The sequence below is a fragment of the Paenibacillus marchantiophytorum genome, assembly GCF_014640555.1.
GTDB lineage: Bacteria > Bacillota > Bacilli > Paenibacillales > NBRC-103111 > Paenibacillus_E > Paenibacillus_E marchantiophytorum.
Genome location: NZ_BMHE01000031.1, coordinates 73,534 through 90,810, shown reverse-complemented (window position 1 = coordinate 90,810; position 17,277 = coordinate 73,534). Strand labels below are relative to the sequence as shown.

At 46.3% G+C, this 17,277-nt stretch carries 14 protein-coding genes; all 14 read left to right on the top strand.

Annotated features, from left to right (window positions below):
* Window positions 1–670, top strand: a 670-nt coding sequence (locus IEY34_RS24145) for an S-layer homology domain-containing protein (RefSeq protein WP_189016067.1), incomplete at its 5' end; no start/stop codon positions are given.
* 243 nt (window positions 671–913) lie between these two features.
* Window positions 914–1,489, top strand: coding sequence for a hypothetical protein (locus IEY34_RS24140; RefSeq protein ID WP_189016064.1), 576 nt, complete (start codon window positions 914–916; stop codon window positions 1,487–1,489).
* A 253-nt stretch (window positions 1,490–1,742) separates the two neighbouring features.
* Window positions 1,743–2,768 carry a LacI family DNA-binding transcriptional regulator gene (locus IEY34_RS24135; RefSeq protein WP_189016061.1) on the top strand — a complete coding sequence of 342 codons (1,026 nt, stop codon included), beginning with the start codon at window positions 1,743–1,745 and terminating at the stop codon, window positions 2,766–2,768.
* A 237-nt stretch (window positions 2,769–3,005) separates the two neighbouring features.
* Window positions 3,006–4,028: a LacI family DNA-binding transcriptional regulator gene (locus IEY34_RS24130; protein ID WP_189016058.1), complete on the top strand. Its 1,023-nt coding sequence runs from the start codon at window positions 3,006–3,008 to the stop codon at window positions 4,026–4,028.
* A gap of 93 nt (window positions 4,029–4,121) precedes the next feature.
* Window positions 4,122–5,447 carry an ABC transporter substrate-binding protein gene (locus IEY34_RS24125; RefSeq protein WP_189016055.1) on the top strand — a complete coding sequence of 442 codons (1,326 nt, stop codon included), beginning with the start codon at window positions 4,122–4,124 and terminating at the stop codon, window positions 5,445–5,447.
* A 90-nt stretch (window positions 5,448–5,537) separates the two neighbouring features.
* Window positions 5,538–6,395, top strand: coding sequence for a carbohydrate ABC transporter permease (locus tag IEY34_RS24120; RefSeq protein WP_189016052.1), 858 nt, complete (start codon window positions 5,538–5,540; stop codon window positions 6,393–6,395).
* Between the two features lie 14 nt (window positions 6,396–6,409).
* Window positions 6,410–7,237 (top strand): carbohydrate ABC transporter permease, encoded by an 828-nt coding sequence (locus tag IEY34_RS24115; protein WP_189016049.1) that lies wholly within the window; start codon window positions 6,410–6,412, stop codon window positions 7,235–7,237.
* Between the two features lie 20 nt (window positions 7,238–7,257).
* Complete coding sequence (locus tag IEY34_RS24110; protein WP_189016046.1) at window positions 7,258–8,277, top strand: sialidase family protein; 1,020 nt, start codon at window positions 7,258–7,260, stop codon at window positions 8,275–8,277.
* 60 nt (window positions 8,278–8,337) lie between these two features.
* The gene (locus IEY34_RS24105) at window positions 8,338–9,261 is read left to right on the top strand and encodes a dihydrodipicolinate synthase family protein (protein WP_189016043.1); all 924 of its coding nucleotides are present in this window, start codon (window positions 8,338–8,340) and stop codon (window positions 9,259–9,261) included.
* Window positions 9,262–9,284: 23 nt separating this feature from the next.
* On the top strand, window positions 9,285–11,078 hold the full coding sequence (locus IEY34_RS24100; protein ID WP_189016040.1) for an L-fucose isomerase: 1,794 nt from the start codon (window positions 9,285–9,287) through the stop codon (window positions 11,076–11,078).
* Between the two features lie 37 nt (window positions 11,079–11,115).
* On the top strand, window positions 11,116–11,367 hold the full coding sequence (locus tag IEY34_RS24095; protein ID WP_189016077.1) for a hypothetical protein: 252 nt from the start codon (window positions 11,116–11,118) through the stop codon (window positions 11,365–11,367).
* On the top strand, window positions 11,336–11,821 hold the full coding sequence (locus IEY34_RS24090; protein ID WP_189016037.1) for a NanQ anomerase/TabA/YiaL family protein: 486 nt from the start codon (window positions 11,336–11,338) through the stop codon (window positions 11,819–11,821). The genes IEY34_RS24095 and IEY34_RS24090 overlap by 32 nt, the downstream gene beginning before the upstream one ends.
* Window positions 11,822–12,011: 190 nt before the next feature.
* Entirely contained in the window at window positions 12,012–13,859 is a 1,848-nt protein-coding gene (locus tag IEY34_RS24085) for an exo-alpha-sialidase (RefSeq protein WP_189016034.1), read from the top strand.
* 54 nt (window positions 13,860–13,913) lie between these two features.
* Window positions 13,914–17,198 (top strand): S-layer homology domain-containing protein, encoded by a 3,285-nt coding sequence (locus tag IEY34_RS24080; RefSeq protein WP_189016030.1) that lies wholly within the window; start codon window positions 13,914–13,916, stop codon window positions 17,196–17,198.
* The last annotated feature ends 79 nt before the right edge of the window (window positions 17,199–17,277 follow it).

Genomic DNA, 17,277 nt, shown 5'->3' with positions numbered 1-17,277 from the left:
AATTATTGAGGGGTTCGAAGACGGTTCTTTCCGACCAGATGACACAACAACAAGAGCAGAAGTTACCACTATTTTGCTTCGTTATGCAAATGTTGAAGGAAAAAAAGCCGATCAATACAAGGCGTTAAACGAGTTGCGTGAAGTAGGGACAACTGGGACTAACGTTACTTCCTTGACCTCTTATTTTTACACAAAGAATTTGAAAGGAATCACAAATACTTTCTCAAATATCTTAGAGAAGCAGATCACCCTGAAAAATAAATCAGGAAGTTACAAGATTCATCATGTAATTGTTGTAGACACCGAAGGGGCCGAAGGAACAGGTGTATATGCTTCTATGTTTGTTGATAGTGTGCCGAAGGTATTTTATGGAAAGTATCTTGTTTACTTAGACCTATCGCTTATATCGTATATGGATCAAACTGACATGAACACACTTGCTAACGGATTACTGACTCCGCTAACTTCCTTCGCTCGGTTGCCAGGCAGCAAGGTTAATGATTATGGTCTGTCTACCATTCCTGGTGTTAATCAAGCCGATTTTTTCTTGAAAAATGAAGAAAAAAGGGTATGGACTATCTCTTATATTGAAAAAAACCCATCAAGTTCGATAGGATATCCTCTCACCACCGATAGTGGCGATGATGTAAGAATTTTTCTTAAAAAGTAAAGGAAGAAATTATTAATTGATGAAATTTTCTAAAATTACATCCCTTCTTGTCCTTTCTTCATTGATTATGAACATATCAATCGACTGGAGTTCAAATGTAAAGGCAGCAGGGGGGGTTACCCACCAAAAACACAACAATCTGCACCAAAAACCATTAAAGCAGATCCTGTTATTGCTACTCCGGGCGTGTATTGGTATCAATTGGATGCCGGAGGCTTTAGGGCAGACTATTCAGGTGGACAAATGAATGTTGGTTGGAATGGAGATTGCAACAATCCACGACCAGTTGATTCCCCTGTTCCAGATGATGTGGATTTGTCAAAATGGTCAGCATCAAGTTGGTCCGATGATAAAGGAAGTCGTGTTCCTGCTAGTAGTGTTCAAAATGTTCGGCTTGATCCAGATAATTCTGTACATTATATTAGCGCCCTATCTTACAGTCCGAATGACTCAAAGCCGACGGTTACAAGTTCTATAACTGCACTAATTAATACAACAACGGGACAAAGCTTCAATAATACGCAGTACAGAGTTTTTATGAATCGTCCTAATGGCTGTCCTAAGGCGGTTGTGGAATACGATACTCCTGTAGATATTACTTGGTTCGGGGACATCTATGAGGAAAAGGAAATTGGTGTCAACCCTGACTCAACCATAGGAGTGAGTCAGACAGTACAGATTAGAGCAAACGTAAGAACAAAAAATTACGGCGATACCGACTATGGGAGTAACCCATGGGTTGATGTTACCAATCGTGCCTCTGAAACAACATGGGAATCCGAAGACACATCAATAGCGACTGGTTGTTGTTGGATATAGGAGGCACCTTCTGGAATCCGTCTAGATAAGCAGAATGCGCCGTTATTAATCGATATATATGAAAAAAGAACAATCCTCAAGAACGAAGGGAGACAAGCATCGGTTTAAGTTCGGAGAATGTAGATTGTCCAAGTGAAATCCACCAATTCAGCATTCGACAGCCCTCATGTTTATTGAACATGAACGATTCCGTATATGGTATTATGGTACTACGCAAGGAATCATTATTTTTGATAGGTCGGGGTGTATCCATTTGGCAAGCATTAAGGAAATAGCCCAGCATGCGGGCGTATCTCAGGGCACAGCTTCAATTGTTCTTAATGGAAAAGGAGACCAATATCGGATCTCGGCCAGTACGCAACAAAGAATTATCGAAGCAGCAAGACAATTAAATTATCAGCCGAATATATCTGCCAGGCGTCTTCGTAGCGGAGGGGAAACGGTGCTGCCGATCATCGCACTTTTTTGGGCATTGGACACCCGCACCGCGTTAATAAGCCGATTTTTGAAGGGGCTGCAGCACGCTTTATCCTCTATAGATGGAGAGTATGAGCTATTGATTCAACCCTATGTGGGGACGAAGTTGCATGAGGTGCGCAGCTTAATTACCGGAACCAGGTATAATGGAGCCATCATTGCCAATCCGACGGAAGAGGACGAGGAGTTCCTGGAGAATACGTTATTAAATGTTCCGATCGTCTTATACCAGCGAAGCTCGGCCAAATATTCCTCGGTGAATGTCGACAGTTTCAAGTCAGGAGAAGAGGTCGCAGGTTTATTTGCCAGTCGGGGTCATAAGCATATAGGCGTTATTGTGCCCAATGTGTCCTCAAGTGCGGTGAGGTTTCGCAAAGAAGGTTTCTTAGCGAAGGCAACTGAGCTAGGCGTTGAGGTGAATCCGGCGCATATTGTTTTCTCGGATTTTTCCGAGCGCGGCGGGGATGAAGCCATCCGGCAATTGTTTAGGAATCAGGCAACTCTGCCTACCGCGTTATTTATCATCAGCGATCAGATGGCGGTGGGCGCTTTGGCGGCTCTGAACGAACTCGGCAAGCTGGTGCCGAATGAAATCGAAATCATCGGTCACGACGATGATGAGGTCACTAGCTATACGATCCCGACGTTGTCTACTGTGCATCTTCCTGTTGAGCAAATGGCTGAAGAATGCATACATCTACTAACGGGTCTAATGCATCACAGAACAACGGTCCCCGTATCCAAAATGCTTGAAACGCATATAGTTGCTCGTAATTCTTGTGGTGGAGAACCAATTGAATAGGTCTGGAGAAAAGGATTGTTGATGTGAATGTTCACATCGACGATCCTTTTCTGCCTTCAAGAGAATAGGTTGCTAAAACGTATTAACAAACGTATTGACATGAAAGCGCTTCTAAAATATAATGGGGACATATTAGAAAATACGTATTAGCAAAACGTATTAGCATAACGTATTAGCATGACCTATCAGCAGTCGTATTTATCGAACAGTTGCATGTTTGGAAGCGTGAGGTGGCGTATGGCCAGCATCAAGGAAATTGCACACTTAGCAGAGGTCTCACAGGGAACTGCTTCTATGGTACTCAATGGTAAAGGCGATCATTACCGGATATCACAAACGACCCAACAGAAAATTCTTGAGATTGCGAGACAGCTTAATTATCAGCCGAATATCTCGGCTAGGCGTTTGCGAAGCGGAGGCGAAACGGTTTTACCGATCATAGCCTTATTCTGGTCGCTTGATACCCGTACCGTCTTGATCAACCGTTTTTTGAAAGGGCTTCAAAGCTCGTTTGCCTCTTTGGATCAAGAATACGAATTGTTAATCCAGCCTTATGTAGGCACCAGATTGCATGAGATTGACAGCCTGCTGACAGGAACTCGTTATAATGGCGCAATTATTGCGAACCCTACCGAGAAAGATGAAGAATATTTGGAGAACACCAACCCGATGGTGCCCATCGTGTTGTATCAACGAAGCTCTACCCGATATTCCTCGGTGAATGTCGATAGTTATAGGACAGGTGAACAGGTTGCAAATCTGTTTGATAGCCGAGGGCACCGTGATGTCGGACTTATTGTCCCTAGTGTTTCTTCCAAGGCGATCCGACTTCGAATGGAAGGATTTATGGCTAAGGCCAAGGAGTTAGGCTTGAACATTTCTGCGGATCATCATGTGTTCGAGGATTTCTCTGAAAAAGGCGGCTATCAGGCTATACAACGATTACTGAATAGTGGAAGTCGGCTGCCTAGCGCCATATTTTGCATTAGTGATCAAATGTCTGTAGGCACTTTGATGGGGTTGAATGAAGCTGGTAAGTCAGTGCCGGATGATATTGAAATTGTCGGACATGACAACGATGAAGTTACACGTTATACCATTCCGACATTAACAACCGTTCACCTACCTGTTGAGGAAATGGCGGGCGAATGTTTCAGATTATTGACGGAACTGATGCAGCACAAGTATCAAGAAGCAGTTATTCAACGATTTGAAACTAGTTTGGTCTTCCGCAAGTCCTGCGGAGGCTATAAGGATTAAACTGGATTTGCTTATTAGTGGCTTTGAATCGTGACGTTCCAACGCTGAATTCAAAGCCCTTTAAGACATATACAATGCATAGGGAGGATTCATATGAAACTCAAAAGGGTGTCTGCATTGCTTGCTTCAACCGCACTTCTCACATTAGTAGTCGCTTGTCAAACTAAGGAAAGCACACAAGTTGGGGCAACGCCTGCAGCTAGCGGATCCGCGCAGCCAAGCGGTCCCATCAACATTGATTACTGGGGAGGCTGGACAGGGCCGGATCTGGAAACGATGAAGGGGCTGGTCGGCAAATTCAATGCTGAGCAAAAAAAGATTCATGTCGAATTTACTTCCATGCAGTGGACGCCGCTATTTACCAAGTTTCTGACGGAAATGAAAGGCGGGCAACCACCGGATGTGTTAGCGATGCATCCATTTGAAATCGGGCAATTCGCAGAAATGGGAGTTCTTGATGCAGAGGCCTTGGAGTCTACGAAGTTGACCAAAGCGGATTACTCCGATTTTGCATGGGGGGGCACGATGTACAAAGGGAAGCAGTACGCAGTGCCGCTGGACGTCCACATGCATGGTTTGTTTTTCAACAAAGAAATGCTGGAGAAGGCAGGAGTTGCTGCAGCGCCGAAGACTGGGGATGAGCTGATCGCGTTTGCGCAGAAGCTGACCCTAGACAAAAATGGTAAACACCCAAATGAAAGCGGTTTCGATGATAATAATATTACGCAATATGGCCTGGGCTTCAATATGAATCATCACGCCTTCTATCAATTTTATGCATTGCTCAGCCAACAAGGAGAGAATCCATTTAAAGAAGATATGAAGAAGTTGGATTTCGACGAGCAAAAAGCAGCCAAAGCGTTCGGCTTCCTAGAGGATTTGATCTTTAAGTACAAGGTAGTACCGAAGGGTGAAAAGTCCCCTGTGGATGATTTTATTTCTGGTAAAGTGGCGATGATTGTTGATGGCCCATGGCAAATGCCGAAGCTGGAAACTTCCAGTGTGAAATGGGGCAGCGCACCTTATCCTAAGGTGTTTGATAAACAAGTGGCGTGGGGAGCGGCTGAGGTCCTGACTTTCCCGGTTAATGAGAAAGCGAATGCCAGCGAAAAGGCGGCAGCTATCGAGTTCGTCAAATGGTTGGATAAAAACTCGGGCGAATGGGCCAAATCCGGACAATTACCTTCGAGCAATTCAGGGATGGAAGTAGCGAAGAAGCTGCCTGGCAGAGAAGCGTTTGTAAGCAGCTTGGGCAATGCGGTACTTTTGCCGGCACATCCGAAATCCGCCCAGTTGTTCTCCAGCACGGCACCAAGTCCGATCCTTACAGCTGCGCAAGATGCTGTTTTGAACAATAAAAACCCGCTTGAAATTGCTAAGCAGCTGAAGAAGGACATCAATGCCATTTTAGCCGAATAGCGACAAATTCAATCATTCAGGATACGGTCGAACCAATCGATCGAGCGTATCCTGTTCCTACACATGCTACTAGAAAGGGTTGTAGACTCTATGAAAAAACAAGGAAGGATTGCAGCGCTGTTCCTATTGCCTTACTTGTTAGTCTTTATCGTTTTTCGTTTGGGACCAAGTGTGGCAGGCTTATTCGTTAGCTTTTTGAAATGGAACATCGTTGGGCATGCAACCTTCACTGGCCTGAGCAACTTTAAGAAGATGTTTCACGACCCCTACTTTTACATTTCACTGAAAAATACGCTGGTTTTCTTATTGATGACTTTGCCGCCGCTTGTTGTGTTTAGTTTGCTGTTAGCGGCACTGCTGAATCAAAAGATCCGTTATCGCAATGCGGTCAGAACGATCTCGATTATTCCTTATGTATTGATTCCCGCTGTGGTTGGGATTATCTGGAATTGGTTGTACGATAATAATTTCGGTATTCTCAACTATTATTTGAAAATGGTCGGGTTGAACCCGGTTGAGTGGCTGACGAATGAGAAGTATGCGCTTTTTTCCGTGGCCATTGTCACGGTATGGTCGTTCCTAGGCTACAACATGATTCTGTACTTAGCAGGACTGCAGGATATTCCCAAAGATCTGTACGAAGCTTCAACCATTGATGGCGCAAGCAAATTCCAAACCTTTGTGCAAATTACATTGCCGTTATTGAAGCCGATCACCTCGATGATTATTACGCTGACACTGATTAACACGATCCAAGTGTTCGATCAAATCTTCGTTATGACGAACGGGGGCCCCGGAACGGCTACACTGACGTTAGTTCAGTACTTATATGGTACCGCATTCCAGAATTATAACCTGGGTTATGGATCCGCACTGGGTATTGCAATCCTAGTCATCCTGGTCGTAATGGTACAACTACAATCGAGATTGCTTAAGCTGGAGGACTAGGAGTGAATGAAAGCATGCATCTAAAAAAATTACCCGTCTACATTGTCATGATTTTCGTCAGTGCTATCTTCCTGTTTCCTTTACTCTGGTCGTTGATTTCTTCACTGAAGCCGGAAGCTCAAATCGTAAGCTATCCGCCCAAATGGATACCAGAAACGTTCACGCTGAATAACTATACACAAGTACTGAACAATTTTCCGTATATGAGTTGGATGATGAACAGCGTTATGATGACCGTTTTCTCGACGGTATTCGTGCTGCTTTTGACGACACTTGCCGCATATGCATTCGGCCGACTGCAATTCAAAGGGAAGAAGCTGATTTTCACCCTTGTTGTCTCGATGCTTCTTATTCCAATTCAAGCTTATATTATTCCGCTCTTTCTTCTCGTATCCAAGCTAGGCTTATTGAACACTTATGCGGCTATTGTCCTTGTAGCCGGTGCCAATGTGACCAGTGTATTTATTCTGACCAGCTTCTTCAAAAGCATACCCAGAGAACTGGAAGAGGCCGCCCGGATTGATGGTTGTCAGGACTTCGGCATTTTTGCCAGAATCATGCTTCCTCTTTCCAAGCCTGCGCTGTCTACGGTGACCATTCTGATGTTTATTACGAACTGGAACAATTTCCTCTGGCCATTGATAGCCATCAGGGCAAATTCCTTGAAGCCTCTAGCTGTAGGTATCGCTCAATTCATGGGGGGGGCGAATTCAACAGCGCAATTTCAGTATGGAACCTCATTGGCAGGGGCATGTATGGCGATCATCCCCTCGATTATCGTCTTCCTTTCTTTACAGCGTTATTTCGTTGAAGGCATCGCCAATACGGGGATTAAGGGGTAATACTCACACAGGAGGTAGGCATGATATTTACAACGGTATGTGAAGAACATATTTTTGATGGCAATCAGCCCTTTGCGAGCTGCCATGCTTCTCATTTGATTACCTTGCCCCATGGAGCTTTATTAGCCGTTTGGTTTGGCGGAAGCGCGGAAGGTGCGGATGATATTGCCATCTGGTGCTCAAGGCGTCTGGACGGAGCTTGGTCGGAACCTTCGCAACTGGCCGATCAAGAAGGGCTGCCTCACTGGAATCCCGTGCTTCATAAGAAAGCTGATGGGGATCTGATCCTGTTCTATAAAGTGGGTCGTTTGCTCAAAGAATGGGTTACGATGACCAGGGTTTCTCAGGATCATGGACGTACTTGGTCGGAGCCGCAGGAACTGATTAAGGGCGATCGTGGCGGGCGAGGGCCAGTTCGCAATAAGGTGATTGTCCTTGCTGACGGTACATGGCTTGCGCCTGCTTCTTCCGAGGACCTGATCTGGCAAGCGTTCGTCGATCGTTCTGCTGATGAGGGGCAGAGCTGGGAGAGAAGCGGGGACATTCGCATCCAAGGTCTGGACTATGAACAGATCGAGAGAGTCGCAGACAGTCATATCCCAGTATCCGATCAATCCTTTGTGGGAAGAGGCGTGATTCAGCCTACCCTTTGGGAGTCAGAACCCGGCAAGGTTCATATGCTGCTGCGCAGTACGGAAGGCTGGATTTACCGCAGTGATTCGGAAGATGGCGGTCTGACTTGGTGCGATGCCTACGCAACTTCGCTTCCTAATAATAACAGCGGAATCGATTTGGTGAAGATGGACAACGGCATGCTGGTGCTGGCCTGTAATCCAATTGGATTGAATTGGGGCCCAAGATCACCTCTTCTCTTGCGGGCTTCTTTGGATAATGGTCTCACTTGGGAGACTAAGATGATTTTGGAGGACGAAGAGGGAGAGTATTCATACCCTGCTATTATCGCGCAAGGCAACGATTTATTCCTTACTTATACGTGGCGAAGAGAACGCATCGCTTACAGACAAATCTCCGTCTCCTAGAGAACGAAGAGATGAGCCAGATCGGAATAACAGACTATGGGAACATGAGGGAGAAACAAAATGAAGAAACAAATTCCAACGGGTGTATGGCCAACGATGATTACCCCTTTCACAGAATCAAACGAGATCGATTACGCTGCACTTGAGCGTTTGATCAACTGGTATATCGGTCACGGAGTGGACGGCTTGTTTGCAGTCTGCCAGTCCAGCGAAATGTTCTTTCTCAGCTTGGAAGAACGGGTCCAGCTAGCTAGGTTTGTGAAAGAAAAGGCTGCAGGACGGGTACCGGTCATTGCATCGGGCCATATTGCAGACTCTTATGAAGATCAGGCCCAAGAATTAAAGGCAATGGCTGATACGGGAATCGATGCGCTTGTATTGATTACGAACCGTCTTGCACTTGAGGGTGAAATGGATGATACCTGGAAGTTGAATCTGGACAATCTATTGAAAGAAATTCCTCAAGAGCTTCCTCTTGGTTTTTATGAATGTCCATCTCCTTATAAAAGAATCATTTCACCTGAAGCGTTGAAGTGGTGTGCGGAGACAGGCCGATTCTTGTTTCTGAAGGACACCAGCTGTGATACGCACAATATGAAAATGAAATTAGAAGCGGTTCAAGGTACCGGCTTGCATATATATAACGCTAATACAGCCACATTGCTGGAAACACTAAAGCTTGGCGTAACGGGCTACAGCGGTGTTATGGCTAACTTCCATCCGGAATTGTATGTATGGTTAATGAAATACGGGGAAGAGAAGCCGGAGGAGGCAGAAAATTTAATCAGCTTCCTCAGTATGGCGTCTTTGATTGAAAAGCAGCTATACCCGGTCAACGCCAAATATTATCTGATGCTCGAAGGAGTATTAACCAATTATCATTGCCGCTCCAAAAACCATGAGGCATTCACAGCGACCAATCGACTTGAAGTCGAGCAGCTTCATCGCTTATCCCAAACCGTAGCGAAGTCGTACATCATCTAAATACAGCGCAGGAGGTAAAAATTATGCATACAGCCCCACTCGTAAACCGCATGCAAGGAGATATGCCCAAAATCGGTATCCGGCCCGTTATTGACGGACGAAGAGGCGGAATCCGCGAATCACTTGAAGGGCCAACGATGAATATGGCGAAGGCTTGCGCACAACTGCTGAGCCAGACATTACGTCATGCGAACGGCTTGCCGGTGGAGTGCGTCATTGCCGATACGACGATTGGCGGTGTCACGGAAGCCGCGAGAGCAGCGGAAAAATTTCGCAAGGAAGGCGTTGGTGTAACGATTACCGTGACACCCTCTTGGTGTTATCCGATGGAAACCATCGACACCGACCCTTTAATGCCCAAAGCGATATGGGGCTTTAATGGGACGGAGAGACCGGGAGCGGTGTATCTGGCATCGGCGCTGGGGGCCCATAATCAAAAGGGTTTGCCCGCTTTCAGCATTTACGGTAAAGATGTTCAAGATATCGGGGATAGCTCCATACCGGAGGATGTACAAGATAAGCTGCTCCGTTTCGCTAAAGCTGGGTTAGCTTTGGCAACTATGCGCGGTAAATCGTACTTGGCGCTAGGAACCGTGTCTATGGGGATCGCAGGATGTATCGTGGATGAAACGTTCTTCCAGGATTATTTGGGTATGCGCAATGAATATGTGGATATGAGTGAATTTGTCCGGCGTATGGAGCGAGACATCTATGACAAGGAAGAATATGAAAGAGCGCTTAATTGGACCAAAGAAAGTTGCCATATTGGCGCGGATGTCAATTCGGAAGCATTGAAGCGGACATCCGAGCAGAAGGAGCAGGATTGGGAAGTCGTCGTCAAGATGACGCTGATCGCCCGTGATCTTATGATCGGCAATCCGAAGCTTGCCGAGATGGGCTTCGAAGAGGAAGCGATGGGACATAATGCTCTTGCAGCCGGCTTCCAAGGGCAGCGCGCCTGGACGGACCATTATCCCAACGGTGACTTTATGGAGGCCATCCTAACCAGCTCGTTCGATTGGAATGGCATTCGTGAGCCGTATATGCTGGCCACTGAGAATGATAATTTGAATGCGGTGACGATGCTGTTCGGGCATTTGCTGACCAATAGCGCACAAATTTTCGCTGATGTAAGAACGTACTGGAGTCCGGAAGCTGTGAAACGAGTCACTGGGCAAGCATTGACGGGAGCGGCAGCGGGAGGAGTGATTCATCTGATTAACTCCGGTCCGGCTGCGCTTGATGGCACGGGTGAGCAAACGATTAATGGAAAGCCTGCGATGAAACCCTTCTGGGATATTACAGAGAAGGAGGTCCAACAATGTTTGGACGCAACGTTATGGTGTCCGGCTGTTGATTTCTTCCGAGGCGGTGGATATTCCACGGACTTCACGACGCGTGGCGATATGCCCATGACCATGGCAAGGATTAACGTGATGAAAGGATTAGGGCCCGTGCTGCAAATTGCAGAGGGCTATTCGGTAGAGCTTCCTAGCGAGGTACACGATATTCTTGATCAGCGTTCCAATCCAACGTGGCCAACTACTTGGTTTGTGCCCAACCTGACGGGGAAAGGCGTCTTTCAGGATGTGTACACGGTGATGAATCATTGGGGCTCTAACCACTGTGCTGTAAGCTACGGTCATATCGGTGCAGATTTAATTACCCTGGCTTCCATGCTGCGTATTCCTGTATGCATGCATAACATTCCGAATGAACGGGTTTTTCGGCCTAGCGCTTGGACAGCATTTGGCGTGGATGAACCTGTGGGAGCGGACTATCGAGCTTGTGCAGCTTTGGGACCCTTGTACGGGTAAGAAGGGGAGGACAGCAGGATGAAGCAGCGATAAGCGATTGGCATCGATTATGGGACAGAGTCTGGATGAGCGCTTGCCGGGCTCGGGAAGGATGCTGGAGCCGAATTGGGCTTTGCAGCACCCGGATGACTATTTGGAAGTATTGAGACAGTCTGTTCCTGAAGTACTGCGTATAGAGATTCATGCAGAAGGCACATGCGGTGTTGTTGAGAGCCGCTGGGCAGGCTCTCTCATAAGTAAGCTATTGGAAAGGGTACATGATGATTTTAGGCGATATTCAACATTATGAAGATGAGCGGCTCTTATATCATTCATCCATTAGGAAAGCGATCGATTACCTGTTGGCTCATAATCCTGGGTCATGGGAACCGGGTAAGTATGAAATTGACAGTTCTCTCATGTTCGTTTTGGTGCAGGATATGCTTACTCTGCCTGAACGGGATTTGCGTTATGAATCTCATGTGACATATATGGATATTCAGTATTTGGTTAGTGGTGAGGAGCGTATTGGGGTTGTTAAGCACTCATCTGGACTTCAAGTAGCAGAAGATACGCTCGAAGAACTGGACGTTATATTTTATAACCACGTACAACGAGAAGCAGAAACCAGCATTGTGCTTAGGCCGGGGCAGTTTGCCATCTTTTACCCTTCGGATGTGCATTGTCCATGCATGTTCGTGGGGGAACCCGGCAGCATCAGGAAGATTGTCATTAAAATACATAAGAATCTATGGCAGACGTAAGAGCAAATAATTAATGGACAGTTTAGAAACCGCTTTCATTCATCCTTGCTATACAACATATACGAGTTGAACTTATCTAAGGAAAGGTGGGCTAAGGCAATAGGTTGCAGAGATTTAAGATTCATAGAAGTTTATATTGATGGCTTGCAGCTTAAACATTTGACGATAAATAGGAAGGATGTGCAGGGAATTGAGAGTAAAGAGACGGATCAGCCTTATCTTATTTCTAATGATGACATTGAGTCTGCTTCATACAGCGGCCGTGTCTGCAGATGCTGCAGAATTGCAAGGCATAACCAAACGGGACATATTTGATTGGGATAAAGAACACAACCATGGCCCTTCGATGGTGGAGTTGAATGATGGCAGCTTACTTAGCGTTTGGTTTAGAGGAGAAGGTGAAAGGGATGCAGACACGACCAGACTGATGGGAGCAAGATCCAAGGATGGGGGGAAAACGTGGACAGAACCCTTTCTCGTGTATGATACATACGATTTTCCCGATATTAACCCCGTCTTATTCGTAGATAGCCAAGACCGATTATGGCTGTTCTATTATATTGTTTTAAATGGTCAATGGGTTTCTTCACAACCTAGATATATGTACGCGGACATTGGGAATTATGAATACGCCAACAGCAATGGAGGCAATCCGAAGTGGCATTATCCGGAAGTTATTTATATGAATGTTGGGGATACGATGTCGGGTGCAGGATCATATTCAAATGGTCAATGGAATTATCGGATCAAAGGTTCGGAAATTAGACATGTCATGCCCAGCAAGGTAACAGCTGCATCCCCCTTGGACCCTTCGAAATATGCGGCGGTAACCTCATGGTACAACCCAAAGGATACTCGGTATATTACGGACAGCTTTGTTGTGGAAATGAAAAAGGAATATGACAATTACCTCAAATATTTAACGGATAAAAAACCGTACGATGATGTTTATGCAGGAAGAACCCAGGAGATCATTGATTTGCTCCAAAATGGCTCATACGTCCAAAAAGCAGATGGCAGCTATGCTAAATATGAGCCTTCTATTATCAAGAATTCTATTGAGCGTGCAGCTGGCGCAGATAATGACTGGAAAACCTGGAATCCGGCTTATAACAGAATCGGTTGGCAAACGAAAAATAAGCCCTTAGAGATTGATCACAATGGAACGAAAAGATTAATTTTACCGCTTTATTCGGATTCCTTGTCATGCACCGTCTTTATATACACCGATGATAGAGGGGCGACCTGGCATACAAGCGAGCCTGTCGTGGGTTCGGGTACGATACAAGGCTCCATGATTCAACTAAAAGACGGCACTTTACGTACGTATTTCAGAAGCGGCAAGCTGGATGGTAAAAATGGGCGGCTTGCCTGGCATGTATCCTATTCAGAATCCCAAGATGGCGGTGCTACTTGGCGTACAGCCCAGGTTGACCCTTATTTGAAAAATGACGGCGGCTTTGAGTTCGCCAAGCTTGCCAATGGGAACTGGCTGGCTCTTCATAATCAAGAAGTGAAACGGGATGTGCTGCAAAGCGGTCATAGAAACTCGGTAAGTTTATCTATGTCCAAGGACGAAGGGAAAACATGGAAATCTATTTTGATCGATGAAGATCCCACCAAGGATCAATCGTATGAATACCCTTCGGTTATTGTAGATAAGAACAGCAGTCTGTTTATGATTTATTCTCATTTTTCTTCCTTAGGTAAAACGATGGGCTTTGCAAGTATTGCAGCTGACGAAGTCGATCGCTTGTTTGAGGCGACGATGACTGCTGTGGACGCAGGAACCCCTGTAGGTTCATCTTTAAGCATGGTGACTGGCAGCAGCAAATCTTTAACTTTAAGTTTGACTGTAGACGGCAATGTCAGAACGGACGGTAATTTAATCTGGAATTCCGATGACGCCAATATCGCATCCGTAGATCAAACAGGGACTATTACAGCGAAAAAAGCAGGTACAGCCCTGATCTATGTAAAGAATACCAAGTATGGAACGATGCTGAAATGTCTGGTAACCGTTACCAATACTCCTTAAGATCATAGCTCTATGGAACGATCCGACGAAGTTAATTTCAAAGGGGAAATGAATATGAGAAGAAGGACAAAGTTGGCGATATCACTTGCCGTCTGTTTGGGAATAACGGGAGCAAGCTTGCCCGTGTATGCTGCAGATACGGCAGCCCTTACGGCAGCCCCTACAGGCATACTGAAGGTTGAGAATGCAGCTGTACATATATTCGCACCGATTAAAGATGATGGGGATAACGGAGATCACGTTCACGGTTCCAGTATTACGGAGCTGCCTAGCGGCGAGCTGCTGTCTGTGTGGTTTCAGGGAAATGGGGAGCGCGATGCAACTACGACAAGAATTATGGGGGCAAGATCGCAGGATGGGGGGAAAACGTGGAACACTCCTTTCATAATGGCCGATGCCAAAGACATTGCTGATATTAATCCTGCTGTTTATGTAGATGCGGGAGAAAGGCTCTGGTTGTTCTGGTACCCTGTTCTGGCTGGCAGATGGGAAACCTCTCAGCCGAAATATGCTTACGCCGAGAAGGGGAGCTACGAGTTTGCCAACGTTGGCAACAACAAACCGAACTGGACATGGTCAGAGGTTATTAATGTTAAGATCGGGATGAATATCGGGAATGCGGTAGATCCCAATAGTCCGGATGACTACATCAGTCCCCGCTTGCAAAAGGGATATGTGCATACATTGAAAGCGAAGCTTGCTGAGTTTAAAGAATACAGCTTTAAGCCTGTAGATCAAGGCGGGGCGGGTGTTAATGCAAGGATTAATGAGGAAGACTGGGAGGGGTTTGTCGAGGATAGGCTGAAGCTGGCTGGCGGCAACCCACTGGATGATGCATTCACTCCAACTGTTGCCGATAAGATATGGGCAGGACGCTCGGGATATCCTCTGGCACGACGTCTGGGCTGGCAAACCAAGAATAAGCCATTGACTATTCCTATTGGTGGCGGCAAGGTCCGCATGCTGCTGCCCTTATACTCCGACACGATGGAACAAAGCATGATGGCCATTACGGAATATAACCCATCCCAGCCGCTTGGGGATAATTCTATTCGTTGGGAATTCAGTGAACCGATCGTAGGGGCTGGGATCATTCAAGCATCAATGGCTCAACGATCAGACGGAACTATAGTTGCTTATATGCGCGATAATGGTCCACTGCCTAACCGAGTTGTCTATTCCGAATCGAAGGATGGAGGTTTTACTTGGACCATAGGCAAGGACATCCCCGAATTATTGGATCCGGGAGTCGGACATGATCTGCTGCGGCTTAAGAATGGCAACTGGGTATTCGTACATGTAGATGCCGAAAGGAAAAGGAACAGCTTGGCTGTGGCCCTTTCGGATGATGAAGGAAAGACGTGGAAGTACAGAAGGCATATCGCTATAGATTCAAGAGCTAATCAAGGAGATTACCACTATCCTGCTGTGTCAGAAGCTGACAATGGGGATGTTCTGATTACCTTTACCCGTGATTTCACGGCGGATGATAAGCAAGCATCGGGAAGTTCGCTAGGTGGATTCAATAATATCATGCTTGCCAGAGTGACGGAGGACTGGATTCAGCAAGGGGATTCGGACAATGAGGCGAGCAGGATCGTATACGATTATGGCAAAATTGAGCTTGATATTGCCGTTCCTACAACATTTTCCATTGGATCAGCTTCTGATAAAGCGCTCAAAGCTTTACTGCCAACAACCGTAAAGGGATATTTGACATACGGCAAGGGTGCCGTTAATGCAAAGATGGCTTATACGGAGCTTCCCGTCAATTGGGATCTCAATGCGCTAAGGTCCAACTTCAAATTGGATACGTACATTGACAATAAATTCTACGGAGACATCGACATGGCGAAGCTTCCGGAGGGTGAATTGAAGGACCAGCTCCCGGCCTTTAAGCCTTTGCTCAGGGCCTACTTCTATCAAGATGCTTCCGCCTATTTGATCGTGGAAGTCAAAGATGAAAATATCATAACGAATGTTGGGAAAGCACCGGTACTGCCGTCTGTTGTTACTGCCGTATACAGCGATAACAGAGAAGCAGCTGCGGGCGTTAATTGGCAGCCCATCGATCCGTCCAGCTATGCGGCGGCGGGGAAATTCACTGTTACCGGAGTGGTACACGGAACGACTATGAAGGCGACAGCACATGTGACAGTTATCGATTCCCAGCAACCAAGAAGCATCGTCAGGCTGAAAGACGAAAAAATGACAACAACTGTAGGAAGAGCGCCTGTCTTGCCGTCGGTAGTTACAGCCGTCTATAGTGACAGTTTAGAAGAACCGGTCAAGGTGACCTGGGACCAGATTGATCCGTTGCAATACTCGGCGCCAGGGGATTTCGAAGTACAAGGCGCGGTCCAAGAAACGAATTTAAAAGCAGTGGCTCAGGTATCCGTACTGCCTATATTGGTGGATAAGGTAACTCTGGATCGCAGCAGCCTTAGCTTGTTCCAAGGTGGCACGGCCGAATTGAAGGCTACCGTAACACCAGCTAATGCGACGAATCCAAATGTGGTGTGGAGCTCAAGTCGTGCTGGTGTAGCCAGTGTAGATGCCTATGGGAAAGTAACCGCAATAACCGAGGGAGACACGATCATCACCGTGAAAACCGTCGATGGCAACTTCGAGGCGACGGCAACTGTACAAGTGAGGAGAAATGAAGAGAGTGGCGGTCATAGCGATTCGGGAACCTCGACGAATCCACCAACGAATCCGCCAATTAAGCCAGATCCGAAGCCTGATCCCAAACCGGAATCAAAGCCTGAAGAACCGAAGAAGCCTGATCCCAAACCGACCTTTACCGATATTGCCGGTACATGGGCTCAAGAAGCCATCCAAGCTTTGACGGCAAAAGGTATTATCAATGGCACGTCCGAGAAAACCTTTGAACCGGATAAAAACATCTCCAGAGCTGATTTCCTGATGTTGCTGGTGAGGGCTTTGGGCATAAAAGCGGAGTTCCACGCTAATTTTGAAGATGTAAGTCAGAGCGATTACTACTATGAGGTACTTGGAATGTCCAAAGCGCTTGGCATTACCAACGGCATAGACGGCATCCGATTCAACCCGAAAGAGGAAATTTCCAGACAGGATTTGATGGTGCTTGCAGCCAGAGCATTAAAGCTCTCTGGCAAGATAAACGCAATCGGAACGGCAACTGATTTAAATGGTTTCGCTGATGCTTCAAGCATTGCGGATTATGCAGTGGAAAGCGTTGCAGCACTTGTAAAAGAAGGCATTATCGAAGGAAGCGGTCAAACAGTCAATCCACTGGGTAAGGCAACTAGGGCAGAGGTGGCCGCGATGGTATATAGAATTTTAATCAAAATCAAATAAGGACTGCTCTGAATCTCCTATGACACCCCACTACTTACGCCAAAGTTACTAACTGACAACTTTTTCAGTTCTTATGCAG

Bases quoted from the DNA above. Each gene is read 5' to 3' on its own strand.
- IEY34_RS24140 (WP_189016064.1), top strand. From the start codon at position 914: ATGAATGTTGGTTGGAATGGAGATTGCAACAATCCACGACCAGTTGAT.
- IEY34_RS24130 (WP_189016058.1), top strand. From the start codon at position 3,006: ATGGCCAGCATCAAGGAAATTGCACACTTAGCAGAGGTCTCACAGGGA.
- IEY34_RS24125 (WP_189016055.1), top strand. From the start codon at position 4,122: ATGAAACTCAAAAGGGTGTCTGCATTGCTTGCTTCAACCGCACTTCTC.
- IEY34_RS24120 (WP_189016052.1), top strand. From the start codon at position 5,538: ATGAAAAAACAAGGAAGGATTGCAGCGCTGTTCCTATTGCCTTACTTG.
- IEY34_RS24115 (WP_189016049.1), top strand. From the start codon at position 6,410: ATGCATCTAAAAAAATTACCCGTCTACATTGTCATGATTTTCGTCAGT.
- IEY34_RS24110 (WP_189016046.1), top strand. From the start codon at position 7,258: ATGATATTTACAACGGTATGTGAAGAACATATTTTTGATGGCAATCAG.
- IEY34_RS24105 (WP_189016043.1), top strand. From the start codon at position 8,338: ATGAAGAAACAAATTCCAACGGGTGTATGGCCAACGATGATTACCCCT.
- IEY34_RS24100 (WP_189016040.1), top strand. From the start codon at position 9,285: ATGCATACAGCCCCACTCGTAAACCGCATGCAAGGAGATATGCCCAAA.
- IEY34_RS24090 (WP_189016037.1), top strand. From the start codon at position 11,336: ATGATGATTTTAGGCGATATTCAACATTATGAAGATGAGCGGCTCTTA.
- IEY34_RS24080 (WP_189016030.1), top strand. From the start codon at position 13,914: ATGAGAAGAAGGACAAAGTTGGCGATATCACTTGCCGTCTGTTTGGGA.